The sequence below is a fragment of the Sinorhizobium sp. NFACC03 genome, from assembly GCF_900103435.1.
GTDB lineage: Bacteria > Pseudomonadota > Alphaproteobacteria > Rhizobiales > Rhizobiaceae > Ensifer.
In genome coordinates this window covers 1-19,986 of the sequence record NZ_FMXF01000012.1, presented here as the reverse complement: position 1 = coordinate 19,986, position 19,986 = coordinate 1, and the positions used below count along the sequence as shown (strand labels likewise).

General features: G+C 61.7%; 20 protein-coding genes. 11 read left to right on the top strand and 9 right to left on the bottom strand.

Features of this window, described 5'->3' with window-relative positions:
• Positions 1–7 precede the first annotated feature (7 nt).
• The 5 genes from BLU35_RS16460 to BLU35_RS16440 are packed head-to-tail and all read left to right on the top strand — an operon-like array spanning position 8 to position 3,893.
• The gene (locus tag BLU35_RS16460) at positions 8–868 is read left to right on the top strand and encodes an ABC transporter substrate-binding protein (protein ID WP_093233743.1); all 861 of its coding nucleotides are present in this window, start codon (positions 8–10) and stop codon (positions 866–868) included.
• Positions 869–890: 22 nt separating this feature from the next.
• Positions 891–1,700: a GntR family transcriptional regulator gene (locus tag BLU35_RS16455; RefSeq protein ID WP_143032942.1), complete on the top strand. Its 810-nt coding sequence runs from the start codon at positions 891–893 to the stop codon at positions 1,698–1,700.
• On the top strand, positions 1,697–2,437 hold the full coding sequence (locus BLU35_RS16450; RefSeq protein ID WP_093233742.1) for a BtpA/SgcQ family protein: 741 nt from the start codon (positions 1,697–1,699) through the stop codon (positions 2,435–2,437). Before BLU35_RS16455 ends, BLU35_RS16450 begins: the two co-directional genes overlap by 4 nt.
• On the top strand, positions 2,434–2,952 hold the full coding sequence (locus BLU35_RS16445) for an ureidoglycolate lyase (protein WP_093233741.1): 519 nt from the start codon (positions 2,434–2,436) through the stop codon (positions 2,950–2,952). The genes BLU35_RS16450 and BLU35_RS16445 overlap by 4 nt, the downstream gene beginning before the upstream one ends.
• The gene (locus BLU35_RS16440; protein ID WP_093233740.1) at positions 2,949–3,893 is read left to right on the top strand and encodes a carbohydrate kinase family protein; all 945 of its coding nucleotides are present in this window, start codon (positions 2,949–2,951) and stop codon (positions 3,891–3,893) included. Before BLU35_RS16445 ends, BLU35_RS16440 begins: the two co-directional genes overlap by 4 nt.
• Before the next feature lie 81 nt (positions 3,894–3,974).
• Here BLU35_RS16440 and BLU35_RS16435 read toward each other — a convergent pair whose 3' ends face one another.
• From BLU35_RS16435 to BLU35_RS16420, 4 genes are all read right to left on the bottom strand, one after another.
• The gene (locus tag BLU35_RS16435; RefSeq protein WP_093233739.1) at positions 3,975–5,027 is read right to left on the bottom strand and encodes a sugar phosphate isomerase/epimerase family protein; all 1,053 of its coding nucleotides are present in this window, start codon (positions 5,025–5,027) and stop codon (positions 3,975–3,977) included.
• 153 nt (positions 5,028–5,180) lie between these two features.
• A complete protein-coding gene (locus BLU35_RS16430) occupies positions 5,181–6,134 on the bottom strand; it encodes a substrate-binding domain-containing protein (protein WP_057249660.1) in 954 nt (317 codons plus the stop codon).
• Positions 6,135–6,197: 63 nt separating this feature from the next.
• Entirely contained in the window at positions 6,198–7,208 is a 1,011-nt protein-coding gene (locus BLU35_RS16425; RefSeq protein WP_093233738.1) for an ABC transporter permease, read from the bottom strand.
• 76 nt (positions 7,209–7,284) lie between these two features.
• On the bottom strand, positions 7,285–8,811 hold the full coding sequence (locus BLU35_RS16420; protein WP_093233737.1) for a sugar ABC transporter ATP-binding protein: 1,527 nt from the start codon (positions 8,809–8,811) through the stop codon (positions 7,285–7,287).
• Positions 8,812–8,974: 163 nt separating this feature from the next.
• Between BLU35_RS16420 and BLU35_RS16415 the strand changes: the two genes are divergently transcribed.
• On the top strand, positions 8,975–9,997 hold the full coding sequence (locus BLU35_RS16415) for a LacI family DNA-binding transcriptional regulator (protein WP_093233736.1): 1,023 nt from the start codon (positions 8,975–8,977) through the stop codon (positions 9,995–9,997).
• Positions 9,998–10,051: 54 nt separating this feature from the next.
• Here BLU35_RS16415 and BLU35_RS16410 read toward each other — a convergent pair whose 3' ends face one another.
• Positions 10,052–10,966: a LysR family transcriptional regulator gene (locus tag BLU35_RS16410; protein WP_093233735.1), complete on the bottom strand. Its 915-nt coding sequence runs from the start codon at positions 10,964–10,966 to the stop codon at positions 10,052–10,054.
• 179 nt (positions 10,967–11,145) lie between these two features.
• On the opposite strand from BLU35_RS16410, the gene uraD reads away from it, so the two are divergent.
• From uraD to BLU35_RS16385, 5 genes are all read left to right on the top strand, one after another.
• The gene (gene uraD / locus BLU35_RS16405) at positions 11,146–11,682 is read left to right on the top strand and encodes a 2-oxo-4-hydroxy-4-carboxy-5-ureidoimidazoline decarboxylase (RefSeq protein WP_093233734.1); all 537 of its coding nucleotides are present in this window, start codon (positions 11,146–11,148) and stop codon (positions 11,680–11,682) included.
• Between the two features lie 43 nt (positions 11,683–11,725).
• The gene (locus tag BLU35_RS16400) at positions 11,726–13,069 is read left to right on the top strand and encodes an MFS transporter (RefSeq protein ID WP_093233733.1); all 1,344 of its coding nucleotides are present in this window, start codon (positions 11,726–11,728) and stop codon (positions 13,067–13,069) included.
• A gap of 263 nt (positions 13,070–13,332) precedes the next feature.
• Entirely contained in the window at positions 13,333–13,863 is a 531-nt protein-coding gene (locus tag BLU35_RS16395) for a sigma-70 family RNA polymerase sigma factor (protein ID WP_093233732.1), read from the top strand.
• Positions 13,856–14,617: an anti-sigma factor family protein gene (locus tag BLU35_RS16390; RefSeq protein WP_093233731.1), complete on the top strand. Its 762-nt coding sequence runs from the start codon at positions 13,856–13,858 to the stop codon at positions 14,615–14,617. Before BLU35_RS16395 ends, BLU35_RS16390 begins: the two co-directional genes overlap by 8 nt.
• 10 nt (positions 14,618–14,627) lie before the next feature.
• Positions 14,628–15,341 carry a Bax inhibitor-1/YccA family protein gene (locus BLU35_RS16385; protein WP_093233730.1) on the top strand — a complete coding sequence of 238 codons (714 nt, stop codon included), beginning with the start codon at positions 14,628–14,630 and terminating at the stop codon, positions 15,339–15,341.
• Positions 15,342–15,369: 28 nt separating this feature from the next.
• On the opposite strand, the gene BLU35_RS35645 is transcribed toward BLU35_RS16385, so the two are convergent.
• The 4 genes from BLU35_RS35645 to BLU35_RS16365 form a co-directional block, all read right to left on the bottom strand.
• Complete coding sequence (locus BLU35_RS35645; RefSeq protein WP_176907285.1) at positions 15,370–15,600, bottom strand: hypothetical protein; 231 nt, start codon at positions 15,598–15,600, stop codon at positions 15,370–15,372.
• A 525-nt stretch (positions 15,601–16,125) separates the two neighbouring features.
• Positions 16,126–17,337, bottom strand: a complete 1,212-nt coding sequence (locus BLU35_RS16375) for an ABC transporter substrate-binding protein (RefSeq protein ID WP_143032941.1) — start codon at positions 17,335–17,337, stop codon at positions 16,126–16,128.
• A gap of 19 nt (positions 17,338–17,356) precedes the next feature.
• Positions 17,357–17,722 (bottom strand): hypothetical protein, encoded by a 366-nt coding sequence (locus BLU35_RS16370; protein WP_093233728.1) that lies wholly within the window; start codon positions 17,720–17,722, stop codon positions 17,357–17,359.
• Positions 17,723–17,798: 76 nt separating this feature from the next.
• The coding region (locus BLU35_RS16365) for a type I secretion C-terminal target domain-containing protein (protein ID WP_143032940.1) at positions 17,799–19,986 on the bottom strand (2,188 nt) is incomplete at its 5' end.

Genomic DNA, 19,986 nt, shown 5'->3' with positions numbered 1-19,986 from the left:
ACTGAAAATGAAACAACTGCTACCAATGGTTCTGGGGCTAGCCTCCGCCACCTTCATCAGTCTCGCCGCGGGCGGCGTGGCACAGGCCGCCGACGAGAAGCTCGCGGCCGCTCTGCCGGACGCCGTGCGCGATACCGGAAAGCTGAACGTCACGATCAGCTTTGCCTATCCGCCAATGGAATACAGCGACGCCGGCTCGACGGAACTGAAGGGCTTCGACATCGATCTTGCCAAGGCAATCGCCGGACGCCTCGGCCTGACGGCCGAGTTCCAGAACGTCGAGTTCCCGCAATTGATCCCGCAGGTCGTCACCGGCCGTTCGGACCTGATCATGACCGCCTTCTCCGACAAGGTGGAGCGCCAGACGCAGCTCGATTTCATCGACTACTTCAAGACCGGCAACGTCTTCTATTCGGCTGCCGATCATCAGGGTGAAATTAAGAGCGAAGCCGACCTCTGCGGCAAGACTGTCGCGGTTGCAACGGGAACCAGCTGGGTTACCTGGGCGGAAAATGTCGGCAAGGCTAAATGCGCAGCCGACCAGCTGATCACCGTCATCCAGATTCCGACCCAGGCCGAGCACATCATGCAGATCCGCCAGGGCCGCGCCCAGGCTTCGGTCATCGGCCTTGAGGGACTGCTCGACCTGATGAAGCAGGAGCCGGGCAAGTTCTACCAGATCGGCGAAGTCGGCGACGTCAACCACTACGGCATTGCTTTCGCCAAAGCGAATGGGCAGTTGCGCGATGCCGTAAAGGGCGCGCTCGACGCCATGAAGGCCGATGGCACTTATGCACAGATCCTCGACCGCTACGGCTTGAAACAGGCTGCCGTCGAAGAGTTCAAGATAAACGGAGCCACGAAGTAACCGAACCGCGCCGGAGCCTGCCTTGACCCATCCTTCCATGCCAGACGCCTCCACCATCGCAGCAAATGGAAACCCGGACGACAGACTGGCCCGGCTGCGCCTCGATCTCTATTCGAGCGAGCAGCTCTACCGGCAGCTCTATCGGGCGCTCCGCGCCGCGATTCTCAGCGGTGACTTCTCCGAAGGGGAAGCGATCCCCTCGGAGAACCAGTTGCGCGACCAGTTCGGCATTGCCCGAACCACCGTGCGCAATGCGATGGCGCTTTTGGTTTCGGAAGGTCTGGTTCAGCAGGTTCGCGGCCGCGGCACGATCGTCTCGCACCGGCCGATCAGCCACAACATCTGGAATTTCGGCAGCTTCACGGAGCTTGCCCGCCGCCAGGGCCAGCGCCCGGTGACGCGCGTGCTGGAACACCGGGTGGAGAATGGCGAACTCTTGCTGGTGCGCGCCCGCGGGCTTGCCAATGGCGACACCGTGAGTTGGCTGAACGTCGACACGTCTCAGCTCGATCTTGCCCTCTATCCGGGGATCGACCGCTACGATTTCGCGGCGCAATCGCTCTACGAGGTTTTGCGCCGCGACTATGACCGCCACCCCTTGCGTTCGGAACTGCTGCTCAGCGTCGTGCCGTCTTCCGAGCGCCTCAGGGAGGTCTTTGCCCCGGCGCCTGACGTGCCGGGCTACCTTTGCGCCAGCGGGGATGTGCTCGATGCCGACGACCGGTTGGTCGAGCGCACGTCGATCGTCTACTCGCCGGCAGTCCAGATGAAATTTGCAACGCGCTGGGGGCGCGAGACCGCGCCGCACGGTGCGCAGGAGAGCAAGACATGAGCCGCTTCGGCGACACTTTCACGACCCCAAAACCCATTCTTGGCATGCTACACCTGGCTGGTGACGGCCCCGCGGCCAAGCTTGCCCAGGCCGAAGAAGAGGCCCGCATCATGGCCGGCGAAGGCCTGGACGGGGTCGTGGTCGAGAACTACTTCGGTGGTGCAGAAGACGTCGAGCGGGTGTTGGACCGGCTTTTCGAGTTCGACCTCGGCACCCGCATCGGCGTCAACGTGCTCAGGGACGATGCGCGCGCCTTTGCCCTTGCCAAAACGTACCCCGTTTCCTTTATCCAGGTGGATTCTGTCGCCGGCCATCTGCCGCCGGAAGCGGACGAAGCCTTCGAAGCCGAACTCGCGACACGCAGAGAGGGCGTTTCGGCGCTGTTGCTCGGTGGCGTTCGCTTCAAGTACCAGCCTGTCCTGTCCGGGCGGTCGGAATCGGAAGACGTGCGCATCGGCGCTGCGCGCTGCGACGGTTTGGTGGTCACCTCCGACGCCACAGGCCAGCCGACCGACATGGACAAGGTGGCGCGCTTCCACACTGCAACCGGCGGCAGGACGCCCCTCTTGATCGGCGCCGGCCTGACCGAAACCAATGCCGCCGAGCAACTGGCCAAGGCCGATGGCGCCGTGGTCGGGAGCTGGTTCAAGCACGACCATAAGGACACAGGCCGCGTCGAGGCAGCCCATGTCGCCGGGCTCATGCGCGTCGTGCGCGCCATCAGGAGCGACGCATGAGTGCGGCCGACACGGCTTTCGCCCGCCCGGTGACCCCGGACAATTTCTCGCGATACGGCAAGGTCTATGACCTGACCGGTGACACCGACCCCAAGGTGGTCTGGACCGTCGGCGACGGCTGGCGCGACGGCTTCACGAAGACACCATTGATCGACGGTCGCGGCCATCTCGGCGTCACCCGCGGCGGTAGCGCACCGTGGCATTGCAGCGCGATGGAGCGGCATCCGCATACCGAAGAGGCGATCTTCTGCCTCGCCCAACAGGTTGTCCTCGCTGTCGCTCCGGCATCTGACGCCACGACGCCGGACCGGAATGAGATCGAAGCCTTCGTGATCGCGCCAGGGCAGGCCGTGGTGATGGACCGCAACGTCTGGCACGATGCCTGCCGGGGCGTGTCGGGACCAACCCCCTACTACTGGATGGCCGTCTGCGGTCTCGGTGAAAGCCCTTGGGTTCGGGTTGCTGGTGGCCCGAGGCTGGTGCAAGTCATCCGGGGCAAAGGACCAAGCGCATGACAAGCTTCTTCGTTGGCGACGTCGCGCTCGACGAATACTACACCGCCGATCGCTGGCCGGGCCGAGCCGACAAGGGCATGGTCAAGGAACTCCCGGCCGAGGCCGGTGGCTCCATTGCCAACGCCGCCGTCGTACATGCGGGATTTGGCGGCCCGACGCAGTTCATCTCGCTGCTCAACGATAGTCCCTTGTCGGAACGTTTGATTGCCGATTTGAAGGAGAATGGGGTTGGCGTCGATCACATGCTGATCGATCCCGCCATTCCGGAATCGCGGAACTTCATCTTCCTCGTCGACGGCGAGCATGTCGTTCTGACGGTCGAGATGGGCGAGCAGCCGATGTGGCTCGACCCCGCTGCTCTCGATGCGCTGCGCCAACCAGGCTTTCTCTACACGACGCTCTATCGCGCCCGTCGTCTGCATGCGCGAACGGATGAAGGCGTAGTCAAGCAAGCCGACCTTCTTGCCGATCTCCGCCAGCACGGCCGGCGCGTCATCTTCGATCTCGACGTCGGTGGATGTACGCCGCAGGATATGCCTTATCTCACCGGTGCTGCGGTCGTCATCTTCAACCAGGTCGGCTTCCGCGCTGCCTTCGGCCACGACGAAATCACGTTTATCGGCGACTGGATGCAGGCGCACGATATCGACTGGGTCGTGCGCACCCTCGCCGCCGATGGCGCCGAGGCCCGCAATGGCGACACGATCCTTCGTGTGCCCGGGTTTCCGGTCGACGTCGTTGACGTCACCGGTGCAGGCGACACCTTCGGCGGCACATTGACCTTTTGTCTGTCGCAAGGCCAGACCATCGAAGAGGCGCTGGACTTCTCCGTCGCAGCCGCCTCCCGCTCCGTCACCATCCACGGCCCGCGGGCGGGTAAAGCAGCACCGGAAGATATCCGCCGCTGGCGCGATGACGAGCGCCGGCCGAGATCACGGTGAAACTCGGTAACTGAGCCCTTCCTTTCCGTACGAATTAAATGGACGGCTGGACGTCACGATCTGCCGCCGAGGGGCGAAAACTCAAATCCCCAGCATGCGCCGGTTGGCGGCCTCGTCGGTGCCCGCTCCGGCGAAATCGTCGAAGGCCTTTTCGGTGACGCGGATGATGTGGTGCTTGACGAAGTCGGCACCCTCGCGCGCACCGTCCTCAGGATGTTTCAGCGCGCATTCCCATTCGACCACCGCCCAGCCGGAAAAATCATTGGCCGCCATCTTCGAAAACACCGCGCCGAAATCCACCTGACCGTCGCCGAGCGAGCGGAAGCGGCCGGCCCGGTTGACCCAGCCCTGATAGCCGCCATAGACGCCCTGGCGTCCGGTCGGGTTGAACTCCGCATCCTTGACGTGGAACATGCGGATGCGGTCCTTGTAGATGTCGATGTTGTCGAGATAGTCGAGGCACTGCAGCACGTAGTGCGAGGGGTCATAGAGCATGCAGGCTCTGGCGTGGTTGCCGGTGCGCTCCAGGAACATCTCGTAGGTGATGCCGTCGTGCAGGTCTTCGCCCGGATGGATCTCGTAGCAGACATCCACACCACAATCCTCGGCATGGTCGAGGATCGGTTTCCAACGTTTCGCCAGTTCGTCAAAGGCGGTCTCGACGAGGCCGGCCGGCCGCTGCGGCCAGGGATAGACGAAGGGCCAGGCAAGCGCGCCGGAAAAACTCGCCATGGCATTGAGCCCGAGGTTCTTCGAGGCAGTCAGCGCCAGCTTCACCTGCTCGACCGCCCATTGCTGCCGCGCTTTAGGATTGCCGCGCACTTCCGGTGCCGCAAAACCATCGAAGGCCTCGTCATAGGCCGGGTGCACGGCAACGAGCTGGCCCTGCAGATGGGTGGAAAGCTCGGTCACCTCGACACCGTTGTCGCGCGCCGTGCCGGCGAACTCGTCGCAATAGGTCTTGGAGGTCGCGGCTTGTCTGAGATCGATCAGCCGCGCGTCCCAGCTCGGGACCTGCACGCCTTTGTAGCCGCAGTCGGCCGCCCATTTGGTGATCGCATCCCAGGAATTGAACGGCGCCGCATCGCCGGCAAACTGCGCAAGAAAGAGCCCTGGCCCCTTGATCGTCTTCATCTCTCGTCTCCTCCGTTGGAAAATGTGCCGGGCAATCGAAAGGCGCCGGCGATGCCCGCCTGGGGCTCAAGACGACACGACTTGTGATTTCAGGTGATCGTTGTGGGACGGCAGCCCGCGCCGACCGCGGGCCGCCTTTCAGTCAAGCCTTGATCAGAACGGCGAATCCGGGAAATAGAAGTCCTTGGCATTGTCCTTGGTCACGAGCGTTGCATCGATCGTGTAGACGCCACGGACCGGAACCTGGCCGTAGAAGTTGGCCACGGTCATCTCAAGCGCCGTACCGACCATTGCCGGCGGGTAGAGCACGTCGACCGGGATCATCTTGTCGCCGTCCATGACCTTCTTGATCATTTCCTTCGAGCCGGCGCCGGCAACGACGTATTGGATGTCGGTGCGCTTCGCCTGCTCGATGGCCTGCAGTACGCCGACGGCCATGTCGTCGTCCTGGCACCAGACGACGTCGATCTTCGGGTACTTCGTCAGGTAGTCCTGCATGACCTTAAAGGCATCGTCGCGGTTCCAGTTGCCGTACTGACGGTCGAGAACCTTGACTTTCGAGCCTTCGATGCCCTTGTCGAAGCCGTCCTGGCGCTGCTGGTCGATCGGGATCGGCAGGCCGCGAATGACGACGACTTCAGCTTCCGGCGTCGTGGCCTTGATGTATTCGCCCGCGACCTGGCCGAGCGCCGGATTGTTACCGGCGACATAGAGATCGCGCACGGAATTGTCGTTGACGCTCGGCGCACGGTCGACGAGCGCGACGAAGGTCCCCTTGCCCTTTACTTCCTTGATGGCGTTGACCAGCGGATCCGGATCGGTCGGCAGGATGACGAGAGCGTCGATGCCCTGGGTCTCGAGGTCCTGCACGGCGTTGGCCTGGCTGGCCGGATCGGGTGAGGTCTTGACGATGACGTTCAGGCCCGGATTGCGTTCCATCAGGATCTTGGCGACGCGCTCGGCATGGAAGACCACGCCGGCCGTCCAGCCATGATCGGCTGCCGGGATCGAGACGCCGATCGTCACTTTCTTTTCTTCCTGCGCGTGCGACACGCCAGCGAGTGCGGTCATGGCCGCAAGGGTCAGGCCGAATAGCTTATTACGCATTAAGTTCCTCCCAAATATCAGGTCAGCCTGTTTGAGGCCGGGAGACCTGTGGACCCGGCCGTCTCACGATTTCCGAACCAGCGAGCGCTGGACGAGCATCGCAATGATGATGATCGCACCCTGGATGGCGCCGATCAGGTATTCGCTGATGAAGTTGGAGAGCAGCATGATGTTGCCGACCAGTTCGAGGATGAACGCACCACAGATCGTGCCCCAGACGCGACCCGCGCCGCCTTTGAGCGCGGTGCCGCCGACGACAACGGCGGTGATCGCCTGTAGTTCCCAGAGAATGCCAGTCGTTGCCGACGTCGAGCCGAGGCGCGGCACATAGAGGAGGACGGCCGCTGCCACGCAGAGCCCCTGGATCACGAAGGCGACGGTGCGGACGCGGTTGACGGAAATGCCCGAGTAGCGCGCAACGTCGCGACTGGAGCCGACGGCGACGACGTGCCGACCGTAACGCGTGCGGTAGAGGATGAAGGCCGCCACGGCCGTCACTGCGAGGATGACGACGATCGGAACCGGCAGGCCGAAGATCGTGCCGAAATAGGCCGGCCGATAGATCTCCTGGAGCTCCGGCTCCTTAAGCGTGATTGCGCCGCCTTGCGACAGCCAGGTCGTCAGTCCCCGATAGATGCCCATGGTGCCGAGCGTTGCGATGAAGGGCTCGATCTTGCCGACCGTGGTGATCAGACCGTTGGCAAGACCACAGAGTGCGCCGGCGACGATAGTAAACAGGACCGCCGCCAGAAGCATGAGTACCGGATCGGCGATGACCCCGGAGTTCATGAACAGGATCATCAGACTGGCGATGAAGGCGACCATCGCCCCGACGGAGAGATCGAGATCGCCCGACGAAATCACGAAGGTCGCTCCGACCGCGATAATGGCGATGAAGGCGCTGCGGGTAGCGACGTTGGCGAGGTTGTTGATGCTGATGAAGTTGGGATTGACCAGCGCCCCTACCAGCAGCAGCAACGCCAGTGCGACGAATGGCGCCACGGCCCTTAGATCGATGTCGCGCCAGCTGCGGCGGCGAATTGCGCCCTGACTGCCTTCCTCGTTTACGCTCATATCCAATTGAACCTCCGTCCCACCTGTCGGGAATCTTGTTGTTCTCGGCATCTGCGCAGGATGCGCCGCGGCCGCCTCAGGCCGCCGTCTTCTTCTTCAATCCTGCGGCGTAGCGCATGATCTCCTGCTCGGAGATCTCGTCCCCCTCGAGAATGCCGGCGATATGGCCTTCGCGCATGACCACCACGCGACTGCATAGGCCTATGACTTCGGGCATCTCCGATGAGACGACAATGATCGAGCGACCGTCCCGGGCGAGCGCCGAGATGAAGTGGTAGATCTGCTGCTTGGTGCCGACGTCGATGCCGCGGGTCGGCTCGTCGATGATGATGATACCAGGGTCGGTTTCTATTACCTTGGCGAGAAGCAGCTTCTGCTGGTTGCCACCGGACATGCGTCCGGCGACAATCTTGTCATCCCTGACGCGGATGTCGAAGCGGCGGCGCGCCTTGACCAGAGCCGCCTCCTCGCTTCCCGGATCGAGATAGCCGAGGCGGCTATGGCGACCGAGCGACTGCAGCGTCAGGTTCGCCATCATCCCGGCATTGAGCAACAGCCCCTTGGCTTTCCGGTCCTTGGTCATATATGCGAGACCGGCCTTGTTGACCGCGTGCACGTCACCGGATGAAACCGGCTGGCCACGAACGAGAACCTCGCCAGCCATACGCGGGCGCAATCCGACAATCGCCTCCATCAATTCCGTCCGACCCGAACCGATCATCCCGGAAAAACCGAGGATCTCGCCGCGGCGGACCTCGAAGCTTGCGTCCCTAACGTAGCCTGTCGAGACCGAACTGACGCGCAGCACGACCTCCTCGTCGACGTCGGGTTCGCTTTTGGCGGGATAGAGGCTCGAAAGCTCACGGCCGACCATCAACTGGGCGATCGCCTCGCCGTCGAGGATGGAGGTCGGCGATGTCTTGATCCATTGGCCGTCGCGCAAAACCGTCACGCGATCGGTGAGTTCCATGACCTCGTCGAGCTTGTGCGACACGAAGACGAAACTCGTCCCCTTGTCGCGCAGCTTGCGCACCAAGCGGAACAGAAAGTTCGTTTCTTCGCGAGAAAGGACGGCGGTCGGCTCATCCATGAAGACGACACGCGCGTCACGGCTGATAGCCTTGGCAATCTCCACCATCTGTTTTTCGGCGATCGAGAGCGAGCCGATCATCGCGTTCTCGTCGACATGGGAGCCGAGGAGATCGAGAACGCGGCGCGTTTCCGCTCGCATGAACTTGCGGTCGAGCACGCCGAACCTGGTCACTTCGCGGCCGAGAAACAGGCTCTCGGTGACGGTGAGATGTTCGGCCAGATTGAATTCCTGATGGATGATGACGATGCCGAGCGCTTCGGCCGCACCGTTTGCCGGGAGCTTCACCGACTGGCCGTCGAGCAAGATCTCGCCCGAGGTCGGTTGCTCGAAGCCGGACAATATCTTGACGAGCGTGGATTTGCCGGCGCCGTTCTCGCCCATCAGCGCGTGGATCTCGCCCTGGCGCAGCTCGAAATCGACGCTGAAAAGCACCTGCACGCCGCTGAAGGATTTACTGATGCGGCGCGCAGACAGCACGACGGGAGCCCCGTCGACAACCTCCGTGGTCATATTCCCCTCCCTGCGGCCTCCACCGCTTTTTCAATGATGTAAACCTTTACACTGCGCGATGTAAAGGTTTACATCATGCTTGTAAGACAATTTTTTCGGCCTGCGCGTTTGACCGTCAGGCAAGTCTGTGTAGTGTCTCGCAACAAAGCCCGAGGCCAAGCGAGTGTCCGATTCCACCCCCGCAACCATCGAAGATGTCGCACGGATCGCCGAAGTGTCGATCGCGACAGTTTCGCGGGCCATTCACATGCCCGAGAAGGTTGCCAAGTCCACGCGACTGAAGGTCAACCAGGCCATCGCGCTGACGGGCTACACCACCAATGCGATGGCGCGCAGCCTTAGGCTGGGGCGCTCGAACATGATACTCGTGGTCGCGCCCGATATCGGCGATCCGAACTTCTCCAGCATTCTGGTTGGCCTTGAAAATGAAGCGCGTGCCCATGGCTACGGCGTGCTGATCGGGCATACCCAGAATGATGCCCAACGCGGGTTGGAATATCTGAAATTCTTCAACTCGAACCAGGCGGCCGGCCTGATCCTGTTTACCGGCATTCTTCCTTTCGGCCATCAGGAGGTGACGCCGCGCCTGCCGCCGACCGTCGGTGTCTTCGAGCCCGTCTTCAACGGTGGCATTCCCTATGTCGGCGTCGACGACGTCGAAGGCGCGCGCAAGGCCGTTGATCTTCTCATTTCCGAAGGGCATCGGCGGATCGCATTCATCGGAGACTCCCATACGCGCCTTGCCTATGGCCGTCGTCGGTCGGGGTACGAGGCCGGACTTGCGGCGGCCGGCATCCCCCCGAACCGCCGCCTTATCCTCGAAGGCGACGGAACGGTGGAAAGCGGCAGGCTGGCGCTGGAGCAGCTCTTCATGCGCGACGACCTTCCGACCGCCTTCATGTGCGTCAACGATCAGACTGCTCTTGGTGTCGCGCTTGGCCTTAAGGCGCGCGGCTATGAGATACCGGATCAGTTTTCGGTCACCGGCTTCGATGACGTCCCGCAAGCCAGTTTCATGACCCCTTCCCTGACCACGATCCGCCAACCACGCACCGCGATCGGCAAGCACGCGATGGCACTGCTTCTCGAGATGCTTTCGGACCGCATCCCTTCAGAAACGGAGATCCTGCTGAGGCCCGACCTGGTGGTCCGCAACTCTGTTGGGCCGCCGCCGACACGGCGATGAAGGATTGGGCGCGACTGTCCGGTTACTCCGAGAGCAGCCACTTCGTTCCGAAATCTAGCTGATGATCCTGTTGCGCGCCTGCATGATGATCTCGCGCAGCCACCGGTGCATCAGCGAATGATGCGAGCGGTCATGCCATAGCATGTGGAAGACCATCTGCGGGAACTCGATCGGCGGCTGGCGCACGACGAGCGGCAGAAGCCCCGCAAAGTAGCTGGCAAAATGACGGCTGGTCGAGAAGATCAGGTCCGACTGCAGCAAGAGGTACGGTGCGGTCGTAAAATAGGAAAGCGCCACGGTGCGCGCCCGGCTGACCCGAAGGCTTGACAAGTGGGTTTCGACGACACCGCGATGGGCCATCGAATAGGCCACCGGCACGATATGGGCCGCCGCCAGGTAATCGGCTTCGCTGAATTCGCCCTGCGCCAGAGGATGGGTGTCCCGCATCAGGCAAACGATGTCGTCCTGCAGGAGGATCGAGCGCTTGAGATAGGCGGGCGGAGACGGCCAGTTGCCGATGACGACATCAACGTCACCCCGGGCAAGCGCTCCCTCGAAGTCGAAGTCGGGACCGAGCGCCCGGATCACGAGGCTCGCATTCGGCGCCTTGCGCCTGATCTGATCGACAATTTCTGACAGGAACACCGGCGCCATGTAGTCCGGCGAGGCGATCGTGAAGCTGTGATTGCTTGCGTCAAACGGCGCCGTGGCGTCGACCAAGCTGGTGAGATCGGCCAACAGGGCCTGAGCGCGTGGCAAAACCGCCAGAGCGCGCTCCGTCGGGACCATTCCGTCACGGCCGCGCACAAGCAATTGGTCGGAAAAGATCTCGCGCAGCTTGCCAAGCGCCAGGCTGACCGCCGGCTGGGATTGCTCCAGCTTGACCGCGGCACGCGTCACACTGCCCTCGGCCATGAGCGCGCAGAATACCTTTAGGAGATGTGCGTCAACGGTATCTTCTTTCGACATCTGGTTTTCAGAATAGCCAACAAAATCTGGCAGGGCGAGCCGGCCAATAGGTCAACACCACCTTTTATTCGTCTGGCTAATAGTGGGTATTTGCCTGTCCGCGTTGACCAAATCGCCCCCACCGAGCACCGTTTGCATAGGAAACGCCCCGATGCGGCGGCTCAACTTCAGGGCAAGACATGCTTGATATCGATGCGATCAACCAACTGGACTGCGACGCGTTCGTCGCCTACCTCGGTCCTGTCTTCGAGAACTCGCCTTGGGTCGCGCAGCGCAGCTGGCAGAAGCGGCCGTTCGCCGACGTCGAGGCATTGCATGGTTCGATGTTCGCCCAGATCCTGGCCCGAGACACGACGTCCAAGGTCGAGTTTCTGGGCGCGCATCCGGACCTTGCCGGCAAGGAGGCCAAGCAGGGCCGGATGACCGCGGAGTCGACCGTCGAACAGGGAACGGCGGGGCTTGACAGCCTGGCGGGCCACGAGATGGCGCTGATCGACGATCTGAACCGCCGCTATCGCGCCCGGCACGGCTTTCCCTTCATCCTTTGCGTTCGCCACTACACCAAGGCCGGCATCTTTGCCGAGTTCAAGCATCGCATCGGACGGGAGACTGAGGCTGAGCTTGCGGAAGCACTGCGACAGATCGCCAACATCAGCCGCTATCGACTGGGCGCTCTCGTAAAAGAGGCGCAGGAGGTTATCACGCCGGCCGCATAGCGGCTGGTATCCTGAAATGGACTTATACGGGAGGTAGTCCACAATGGCATCGGCAGCACATGCGGGGAACAGAGGCGGCTCACCCTCCGCGAACCCCGAAAATCTCGAGTCCGTCTACCGCAAGGTGACATGGCGGCTCCTTCCCTTCCTGATGTTCCTGTGGATCCTGGCATGGATCGACCGGGTGAATGTCGGTTTCGCGAAGCTCACCATGCTGCAGGACCTGCAGTTCAGCGAAACCGTTTACGGTCTCGGTGCCGGCATCTTCTTCCTCGGCTATTTCTTCTTCGAGGTGCCGAGCAACATGTGGCTTGAACGGATCGGCGCCCGCGCCACGATCGCACGCATCACCATCGGCTGGGGTATCATCTGCGTGCTGATGATGTTCGTCACCCAGCCCTGGCAGTTCTATACGCTGCGGTTCCTGCTCGGCGTGTTCGAGGCCGGCTTCTACCCCGGCATCATCCTCTACCTGACCTATTGGTATCCGTCGCTGCGTCGCGCCAAGGCCTTCGGCCTCTTCATGTCCGCCTCGGCACTTGCCGGCGTCATCGGCGGCCCGCTGGCAGGCACGATCATGACGCAGCTCGGCGGCGCCAACGGCTGGGCCGGGTGGCAGTGGGTGTTCCTGCTCGAAGGCATCCCGTCGATATTCGCCGGCATCGCCACCATCTTCTATCTGACCGACAAGCCTGAGAAGGCGCATTGGCTGACCTCGGAGGAAAAGGCCCTGCTCATCCAGGACATCGAGCAGGACAAGAAGGCTCTCGGCCATCGTGAGCACAGCGTGCTCAAGGCGCTGACGAACCCGACCGTATGGAAATTCATCGCCATCTATTTCTGCATCATCATGGCGAACTCGACGCTGACTTTCTTCGGCCCCTCGGTGGTACGCGAAATCGGATTCTCCAGCCCCGCGACGGTCGGCTGGATCATGGCAGCCATCTATCTCGGCGGTGCTGCGGGCATGATCCTGAACGGCATTCATTCCGATCGCACCTCGGAGGTGCGCTACCACTGCGCCTTTGCAGCACTCGCGGGTGCCACCGGCCTCATGGCTCTGGGCTTTGTCCTTCCGGCCAGCGCTGCCCTGTCGCTCGCTGCCCTGGCGCTTGCGATCGTCGGCACCATGTCCGCAATCCCGGTCTTCTGGCAGATGCCGAACCATTGCCTGGCGGGTTCGGCTGCAGCGGTCGGCATCGCGCTCATCAACTCGGTGGCGAACCTCGCCGGCTTCGGCGCCCCCTACCTCATGGGCTATCTGAAGGACACGACCGGCGTCATGACCCACGGGCTGTGGCTGGTGGCTGCAGTCGAGGCGCTGACCTTCGTGCTGATCGTCGGTTTCGTCAGCAAGGTCAGCCGCCAGACGCAGCAGCCTGCGTAGAACAATTCCGACAAGACCTCGCGTCTCGCGGTTGTAACAGGACGAGAAATTGTATCGGATCATCGCGGCTTTGCCCGATGGTCCGATATTGCATCTGCGGCACGCACGGCACGTTAGAGGCCGCACGGACCGAGGATCTCTGCAGGCCCAATCTGCCTGCGGCTGCCGCATCTGGAGCCTGGTCTCGACAGCAGTTCTCAGATTTCTTCAGATTTTTTTCTGCGCGATGGATGAGAAGCCGCATCCGCTCCGTATATCCGGGTATGGATTCGAAGAAAGGCGCTTTTGACGTTATTGGGCAACTGGCTGCACTGCGGCGCTATGCCCGCTCGCTTGCGCGCAACTCGCCGGACGCCGAGGATCTTGTTCACGACGCTCTGGTGAGAGCCTATGAGCGGCGCTCGTCATTCCGGTCGGGAGCGAACCTTAGAAACTGGCTTTTCGCGATCGTTCGCAACACGCATATCGACCGCTTGCGGTCCGCGATCTCTCGTGGGCAGCGTGACGACCAGTCGGCGCAGGAGGCCGGATCGTCTTACCCCGCCCACCAGGAGCACAGCGTACGGCTGGCTCAGGTCCGCGAAGCATTCATGATGCTTCCGGAAGAACAGCGCGAGGCCCTTCATCTCGTTGCCGTCGAGGACCTCTCCTATCACGAGGCTGCCGACATACTCGACATTCCCGTCGGGACTTTGATGTCGCGCGTTTCCCGCGCAAGGGCGAGCCTCAGAGATTTCGAAAACGGAACGAAAAAGCCCAACCACCTGAGGCTTGTCGGAGGCGATAATGACTGACGTCGACACGATTATCGATACCGATCTCGATGCCTATGTGGACAACCAGCTCGATGCGGCCGGCAGGCTCCGGGTTGAAACCTGGCTTGCTAGGAACCCGGACGCGGCGGCTCGTGTCATGGCTGACCTCGGCATGCGGACCACGCTCAAGCTGGCGATGACGTCGGATGTCGTTGCCGGAGGACCCGAAACGCGCGAGGCGGCCCGCCGCCTTTCGTCGGGACTGGCGAATGCGCGCGTGTGGAGTTCCCTGCAGAAGGTGGCGGCGGTCGGCTTGATGATTTCGGTGGGGTGGATTGCCCATTCGTCCGTCGGTCCGAGGGAAGTCAATGCCTCGGCCCATCCGCCAGCTTTCGTGGAATACGCCATCCGCGCGCATCAGACCTCGCTCGTTAGGGCGGGAATGCCGTCACAGCCGGGAGTGCAAACCTACGACCGGAACGACATTCGTGCCGCGACCGCCATCGTCATGCCGGAACTTCCGAAGGACTGGAACGTCGTCGACGTCCAGGTATTCCCCTCGGATTTCGGGCCCAGCGTCGAGACGAGCGTCAGGACTGATGCAGGCACACTCATATCGCTCTTCGCCGGCAGGCCCGGTCACTTCGCGGTCGAGTCCGTGAAGGACCTCAATCTTTCCAACGCCGAGGCTGCCTGGTGGCAGGTCGGCGAGGTCGCCTATGCCGTCGTCTCAAGCACGCCCGGCATCGGCCTCAGCGATGAGGCCGAGCTTCTCAAGAACTCACTTTACTGAGGAAACCATCATGTATTCGAACCAGAACCGCTTCAGCGGCATGAGCCAGGCTTCTGCCGCTGCCCTCGACGAGGGCCTTCGCCAGCATATGCTGCGCGTCTACAACTATATGGGCCTCGGCCTTGTCGTGACGGGCCTTGTGGCCTTCATCGTCGGCACGACGCCGGCGCTCTACGTGCCGATCTTTTCCACCCCGCTGAAGTGGGTGGTGATGCTAGCGCCGCTCGCCTTCGTCTTTTTCTTTTCATTCAAGATGCATACGATGTCGGCATCCTCAGCGCAGATGACCTTCTGGGCCTTCTGTGCCGTCATGGGTCTATCGCTCGCCTCGGTCTTCCTGATCTTCACCGGAGCCAGCATCGCCCGCACCTTCTTCATCGCTGCCACGATGTTCGGTGCGACGAGCCTCTACGGCTATGTGACGAAACGCGACCTGGCGAAAATGGGCTCGTTCCTGATCATGGGCCTAATCGGCGTAGTGATTGCCTCGATCGTCAACATCTTCCTCGGCTCGACCGCTCTTCAGTTTGCCGTCTCGGTAATCGGTATCGTCGTCTTCGTCGGCCTGACTGCCTGGGACACGCAGAACATCAAGGAGCAGTATGCCGACAACTTCGACCAGGAATCCCAACAGAAGCTCGCCGTCTTCGGCGCTTTGTCGCTCTATCTGAATTTCGTCAACATCTTCCAGTTGCTGTTGAACTTCACTGGCGAGCGTGAGTAGTAGTCTCCGCAGATAGCAAGGAACACATCTAACGGATCGCAACGACCAGCAGGCCATTGACAGCCTGTTCTCCAAGCTCGCCCATGTCGAACGCCAATCCGGCCCGCGCGACGCTCAATCCGACCGCTTCATCCAGGAGCGGATCGGCGCGCAGCCCGGCCAGCCGATGCAGCAGCGCGCCGGCGGCGGCTTCCTCGCCGGTGCGGCGCAGACCGCGATGAGCCGGCGGCGTTCTGCTCGGCAATGCGATCGCAGGCATGTTTGGTGGTGACGAAGCACAGGCAGCTCAGGCCGGCGCCGCGGCTCCCTCGCTGGAGGAGCCTGCGGACGACATGAATTTCGGCGGCGACGAAGACATTTGACGCCGCTATCGGCTTCCGGGGTCTCCCTTCCCCCGGAAGCAGGCCCACTCAGATACAACCTTTTGTCATGACCCCACCTGCGCAGGCTACAGCCTACCCCCTGTCCGGTTCCGATGGCCCGCCATCTTCCAGGATATGGAGAATGCGCAGATCTCGGCTTGCTCCTTGCCGAACTTTCTCCGAGATCGCCGCAGCATCGATAAGGTCAGGATCGGGGCGCTGCGGATGGTTACTTGAGCATGGCAACCCTGCCGATGCTCAGCAATGGTCAACGCTGCGCTTCGTCCGGGAATGCTGAAGAGCAACGCTGGCGTGCCCCGGGGCGCCGCTTCGCGCGTGGCTTCGAGATGAGAGGCTCCGCAAGCCTTTGGATAATCGCACCCGTGGGCAGGCAAGCGGAACTTGAGGCCAGCGCTAGCGCTTCAGAAGGAGCGTGGCGCTGGATCCAGGAGTTTCACGCTTCCGGAGGTGACCTGGTAGATCGCGCAGGTTCGCTCGACGGAACCGTTCTTTTCGAAGCGGAAGGCTGCTGCCGCACCGATGAAGCCGTTTGGAGACCGAAGGCTCTCTTGTGTGATGGCGGTTTCGCCCTGGCTGCGCACGAGGCCGGCGGCGAGCGCGATCACGTCGAAGCCATAGGCCGCATCGGTGCCTGCGGCCCGCTCGTATCGATCAAGATAGCGGGAGGTCATCCGGGAACCATTTTCAGGACCAAACAGACAGAGATGGCTGCCCGCGAGCTCAGGGCGCTTATAAGCAGCATTTGCCCAGCCGGAACTTCCGACGACCATCGCGTTCGGTTTCAGATAGCCGTTGGCCTTGAGTTGCGATAGTGCACCGACATCCGGATCTCCCGAGCCGACGAGGAGAACGCCATCGGTGTCTTTCAACGTGGTCTTGGAGGCCGCGTCGCCGGTGAATGCAGTGGTCCCCGTCACGGCGACGAGCGCCGGTTTGATGCCATAGCCGGCAAGCCCACGGTCGAGTCTTTGCCGCTCGGCGGCGGAGATATCGCTCGGCAAGAGCACGACGAGCCGCTTGCGCCCGGACGCCACCGCATAGGATGCCCCCTCAACGGCGCTGTCGATGCGGTCGGACACGAAAGCGAAAGTGCCGGCCGGCCGTTCCGCACCGTTGCCGCGCAGGACCAAGAGTGGCGCACGGAAGGACGAGCCCAGACCCTGGCGCACGGTGCTGACAGGCATGTCGGCGACCGACAACGCGACGAGCGCGACGTTCTGGCTGGCAAGCCGCTTCGCCGCCTCTTGAATCTGCTGTGGCGAACCGTCGGTATTTTCGACCAGCAACGAGAGCTGGCCGCCACCCACCTCATCGACAGCGAGCGACGCGCCGTCGCGGATGTCGCGTTCGCGTACCGTTTCGCCTGACGGCGCCATCAACGCCGTGATGAGCGCTATCCGCGTTGCGCCGCTGCCGAAGGTTTCCTGCGGCTTCACCGCATGTTCGGCCGCGCGCCGCGCGTGCCTCGCCTGCGGCGATTCCACGTCGAGAACATCCTGGGGCGTGGGTGCGCCCTGACAGCCCGCAAGTGTACCAAGCGCGAGAACGCCGAGGGCGAGCCACTGCCGACCGGGCGACATCCGCCTGGTCGGTGAAACGACAGCGTGGGACATGACGATCAAACCGCCTGCCTCAATTCATGTAATTCCGCATCTTGGTGTAGAAGCAATCGCATTTGGCGATGTAATCCTCGTCGCGCCAGTTGGACTGCAGATAGCCGTAGGCCTTGCCGCAGGCAACCTTGGTCTCGGACGCCCAGACGAAGGTAGGTCGCGTCGAGGAGATCCAGTGTGGATCGTCGGCAACCACGATCGCCTCGTCCATGCGCGACACGACCTCCTTGGTCAATGTGGCAACATCCTGGTCAACGGTGAGTGAGGATTGGCTGGCTTCAGCGCATTGCCTCGCGGCTGGCGCATAATCGACGATGAGATCGGCCGCGATACCTGAAATGGGCATAAGAGCGACCATCGCCCCCACCAGCATGCTTCTGATCATGAAAAGGCTCCCTCTGGAAAATGCGGTCCCCGGATCATTACCGAGAACCGCCGAACTGTCGAGATCGACGTAGCGTTTATGAAACGTCCTGTGTCTTCGGCGCACTGTTTTCGGTGAACAGGATCTTCACCACCTCGGTCGAAACCTGGAAGTCCTCCAGCACCGCGACGGTGTGCCAGCTCGAGCCGTTGCCGGCGCTGCCGTCGGTGTCGACCTGCAGATTGGCGTTCTGGCCGTCCTGGACCACCTGAACGAAGTTGCCGTCGAGGTTCGTGCCCGTTGGCAGATTGCCGAGCAAAGCCGTGAGGTCGACGGTGTCACCTTCGGCGTAGTTGTAGTCGGTGATGACGTCATCGATACCGATCTGCAAGGAGTCTGCGTCGATCATGAAGGTGTCAGCGCCTGCACCACCAGTCATGTAGTCGGAGCCGGTCCCACCATAGAGCGTGTCATTGCCGAGCCCCCCATCTAAGATGTCGTTGCCAGCATTGCCGTAGAGCTTGTCGTTTCCGTCAAGGCCTACAAGGGTGTTGGCTAGGGCATCGCCTGTCAGAACATCGTTGTACGAGCTGCCGATCAGGCCCTCGATCGACGTATAGCTGTCGTCGGCTGCTTCGCCGGAATTCCCGGCAGGTGTTGTAAGGTTGGCAACAACTCCGGCTGATGCGGATTGATAGGAAACTAGGTCCACGCCGCCCGCACCGTCGAAACTGTCAGTCTGTGATGTGGCGGCAAAGACTTCCGCAGAGGCACCGCCGGTCATCGCCTGGTTTTCAGGCTGGAGGGTCAGATCGATCGATGTGCCAGCAGCTTTGTCGCCATCCGCATCGACGAGTTCTACGGGAATGGAGATGCTTACTGGATCACTCGCCACAACCGCGCTACCGAACCCTGTGAGCGCAAACGTCTGTGTCGCGTTCGAGAATGTATCAGTGCCTTGGCCGTAAGAAACATCAAGAGTCGTGTACTGATCTGCGGTGTAGACAGCAACGGTGGTATTATCGACGAGCCCCTCAACTGTGACCATGTTCGTCACGGTGTCCCGCGTTACCCGATAGGCAATGCCATCGACTATAATCGATTGCGAGTTCCCCGTTGAGAAATCAACGACAACCGTGTCATCCGTGGCGGTGGCAGTTCCGCCGGAGTGTTTGATGACCATTTTCGTGATCGCTTCAGATGTACTATCGTCGATGCGATTGTCTTCTGTGGGATCTCCGAAATCATTGTCGTCCGAAGCCATGAATACCGCAGTAGAACGACCGTTGCCTATGCCGCCGAATTTGACGGAGGCGCCATTGACCAGATAGTGCTCGTCGAACGCGTGGCCCGGCGAGGTCGGACTGTAGGTACCACTGCTGCTAGGGGTTCCCGTTAGATCCGAAACGAAGTTGAGTCGGACGCCTTCTCCGGAACCGATATTTTGGCCTCCGCTGCCCCCGGAGACGCCAAGAGAGGTGGCATTGCCATTGACTTTTGTGCCCGAAGCACCGCTGGGAGTGATGAGAAGGTCAGGTGAATCATCGTTTTGGGGGCTGTTTATTTGTCCATTGGGCACGAAACCGACCCAGTCGGTGTTCCCGCCAGAGAACGCGTAGCTCCCGCCATTGAAGTTGACATTGCTGGCTGAATCGACCTTCCCGTACATCGTGACGGTATAGCTGTCGTTCGCCGTGGTTAGGCTACCGTCCTGGTTTAGCTCAACCTCAAAGACCCACTTGGTGTTGTCTGCCGCACTGACCGAAGAGGTGGTTGCAATTAGACTATTGCCGGAGACGTAGTAATAGATCGCCGCACCACTCGACGTGTATCCACTTTCGGAGCCGTGGAGTGACGAAGCAAACCGTACGGTTCCAAGCTGATCAGCGCCGACATTGTCGTCAACGTTGCGGTCTACGTCGAGATAGGCAGTCGCCTCGCTCCCTGCCCTATTCGTCAGGTGCAAGTGGTCCGGATCGATAGCGGTCGGCACGTCGTCGATGATCTCGACATTGAGCGTTGCATTGTTGGTCGAGCCGTCCTCGTCCGTCACGGCGACGGTGAAGTTGTCGAACACGCCGCCGTCGGTGCCAGCCGAAGCGTGCGCCGTGCTGTTGTCCTGCAGCAGGTAGCTGTAGGTGAAGGTCGCGCCCGTCACGACGCCATTGACCGTCGTCGGGGTGTAGCCGGTGATCGTCAGAAGCCCGAGCGCCGTGTCCACCGTCGTGCCGACGGTAAACACACCATTTGCCACCACCGCGGTGTTGTTGACCGTCAGCCCGGCA

Excerpts from the sequence above, each read along its gene's own strand:
- BLU35_RS16460 (WP_093233743.1), top strand. The coding sequence starts at position 8 with ATGAAACAACTGCTACCAATGGTTCTGGGGCTAGCCTCCGCCACCTTC.
- BLU35_RS16450 (WP_093233742.1), top strand. The coding sequence starts at position 1,697 with ATGAGCCGCTTCGGCGACACTTTCACGACCCCAAAACCCATTCTTGGC.
- BLU35_RS16445 (WP_093233741.1), top strand. The coding sequence starts at position 2,434 with ATGAGTGCGGCCGACACGGCTTTCGCCCGCCCGGTGACCCCGGACAAT.
- BLU35_RS16440 (WP_093233740.1), top strand. The coding sequence starts at position 2,949 with ATGACAAGCTTCTTCGTTGGCGACGTCGCGCTCGACGAATACTACACC.
- BLU35_RS16435 (WP_093233739.1), bottom strand. The coding sequence starts at position 5,027 with ATGAAGACGATCAAGGGGCCAGGGCTCTTTCTTGCGCAGTTTGCCGGC.
- BLU35_RS16430 (WP_057249660.1), bottom strand. The coding sequence starts at position 6,134 with ATGCGTAATAAGCTATTCGGCCTGACCCTTGCGGCCATGACCGCACTC.
- BLU35_RS16425 (WP_093233738.1), bottom strand. The coding sequence starts at position 7,208 with ATGAGCGTAAACGAGGAAGGCAGTCAGGGCGCAATTCGCCGCCGCAGC.
- BLU35_RS16420 (WP_093233737.1), bottom strand. The coding sequence starts at position 8,811 with ATGACCACGGAGGTTGTCGACGGGGCTCCCGTCGTGCTGTCTGCGCGC.
- BLU35_RS16410 (WP_093233735.1), bottom strand. The coding sequence starts at position 10,966 with ATGTCGAAAGAAGATACCGTTGACGCACATCTCCTAAAGGTATTCTGC.
- uraD (WP_093233734.1), top strand. The coding sequence starts at position 11,146 with ATGCTTGATATCGATGCGATCAACCAACTGGACTGCGACGCGTTCGTC.
- BLU35_RS16400 (WP_093233733.1), top strand. The coding sequence starts at position 11,726 with ATGGCATCGGCAGCACATGCGGGGAACAGAGGCGGCTCACCCTCCGCG.
- BLU35_RS16395 (WP_093233732.1), top strand. The coding sequence starts at position 13,333 with ATGGATTCGAAGAAAGGCGCTTTTGACGTTATTGGGCAACTGGCTGCA.
- BLU35_RS16390 (WP_093233731.1), top strand. The coding sequence starts at position 13,856 with ATGACTGACGTCGACACGATTATCGATACCGATCTCGATGCCTATGTG.
- BLU35_RS16385 (WP_093233730.1), top strand. The coding sequence starts at position 14,628 with ATGTATTCGAACCAGAACCGCTTCAGCGGCATGAGCCAGGCTTCTGCC.
- BLU35_RS35645 (WP_176907285.1), bottom strand. The coding sequence starts at position 15,600 with ATGCCTGCGATCGCATTGCCGAGCAGAACGCCGCCGGCTCATCGCGGT.
- BLU35_RS16375 (WP_143032941.1), bottom strand. The coding sequence starts at position 17,337 with ATGTCCCACGCTGTCGTTTCACCGACCAGGCGGATGTCGCCCGGTCGG.
- BLU35_RS16370 (WP_093233728.1), bottom strand. The coding sequence starts at position 17,722 with ATGATCAGAAGCATGCTGGTGGGGGCGATGGTCGCTCTTATGCCCATT.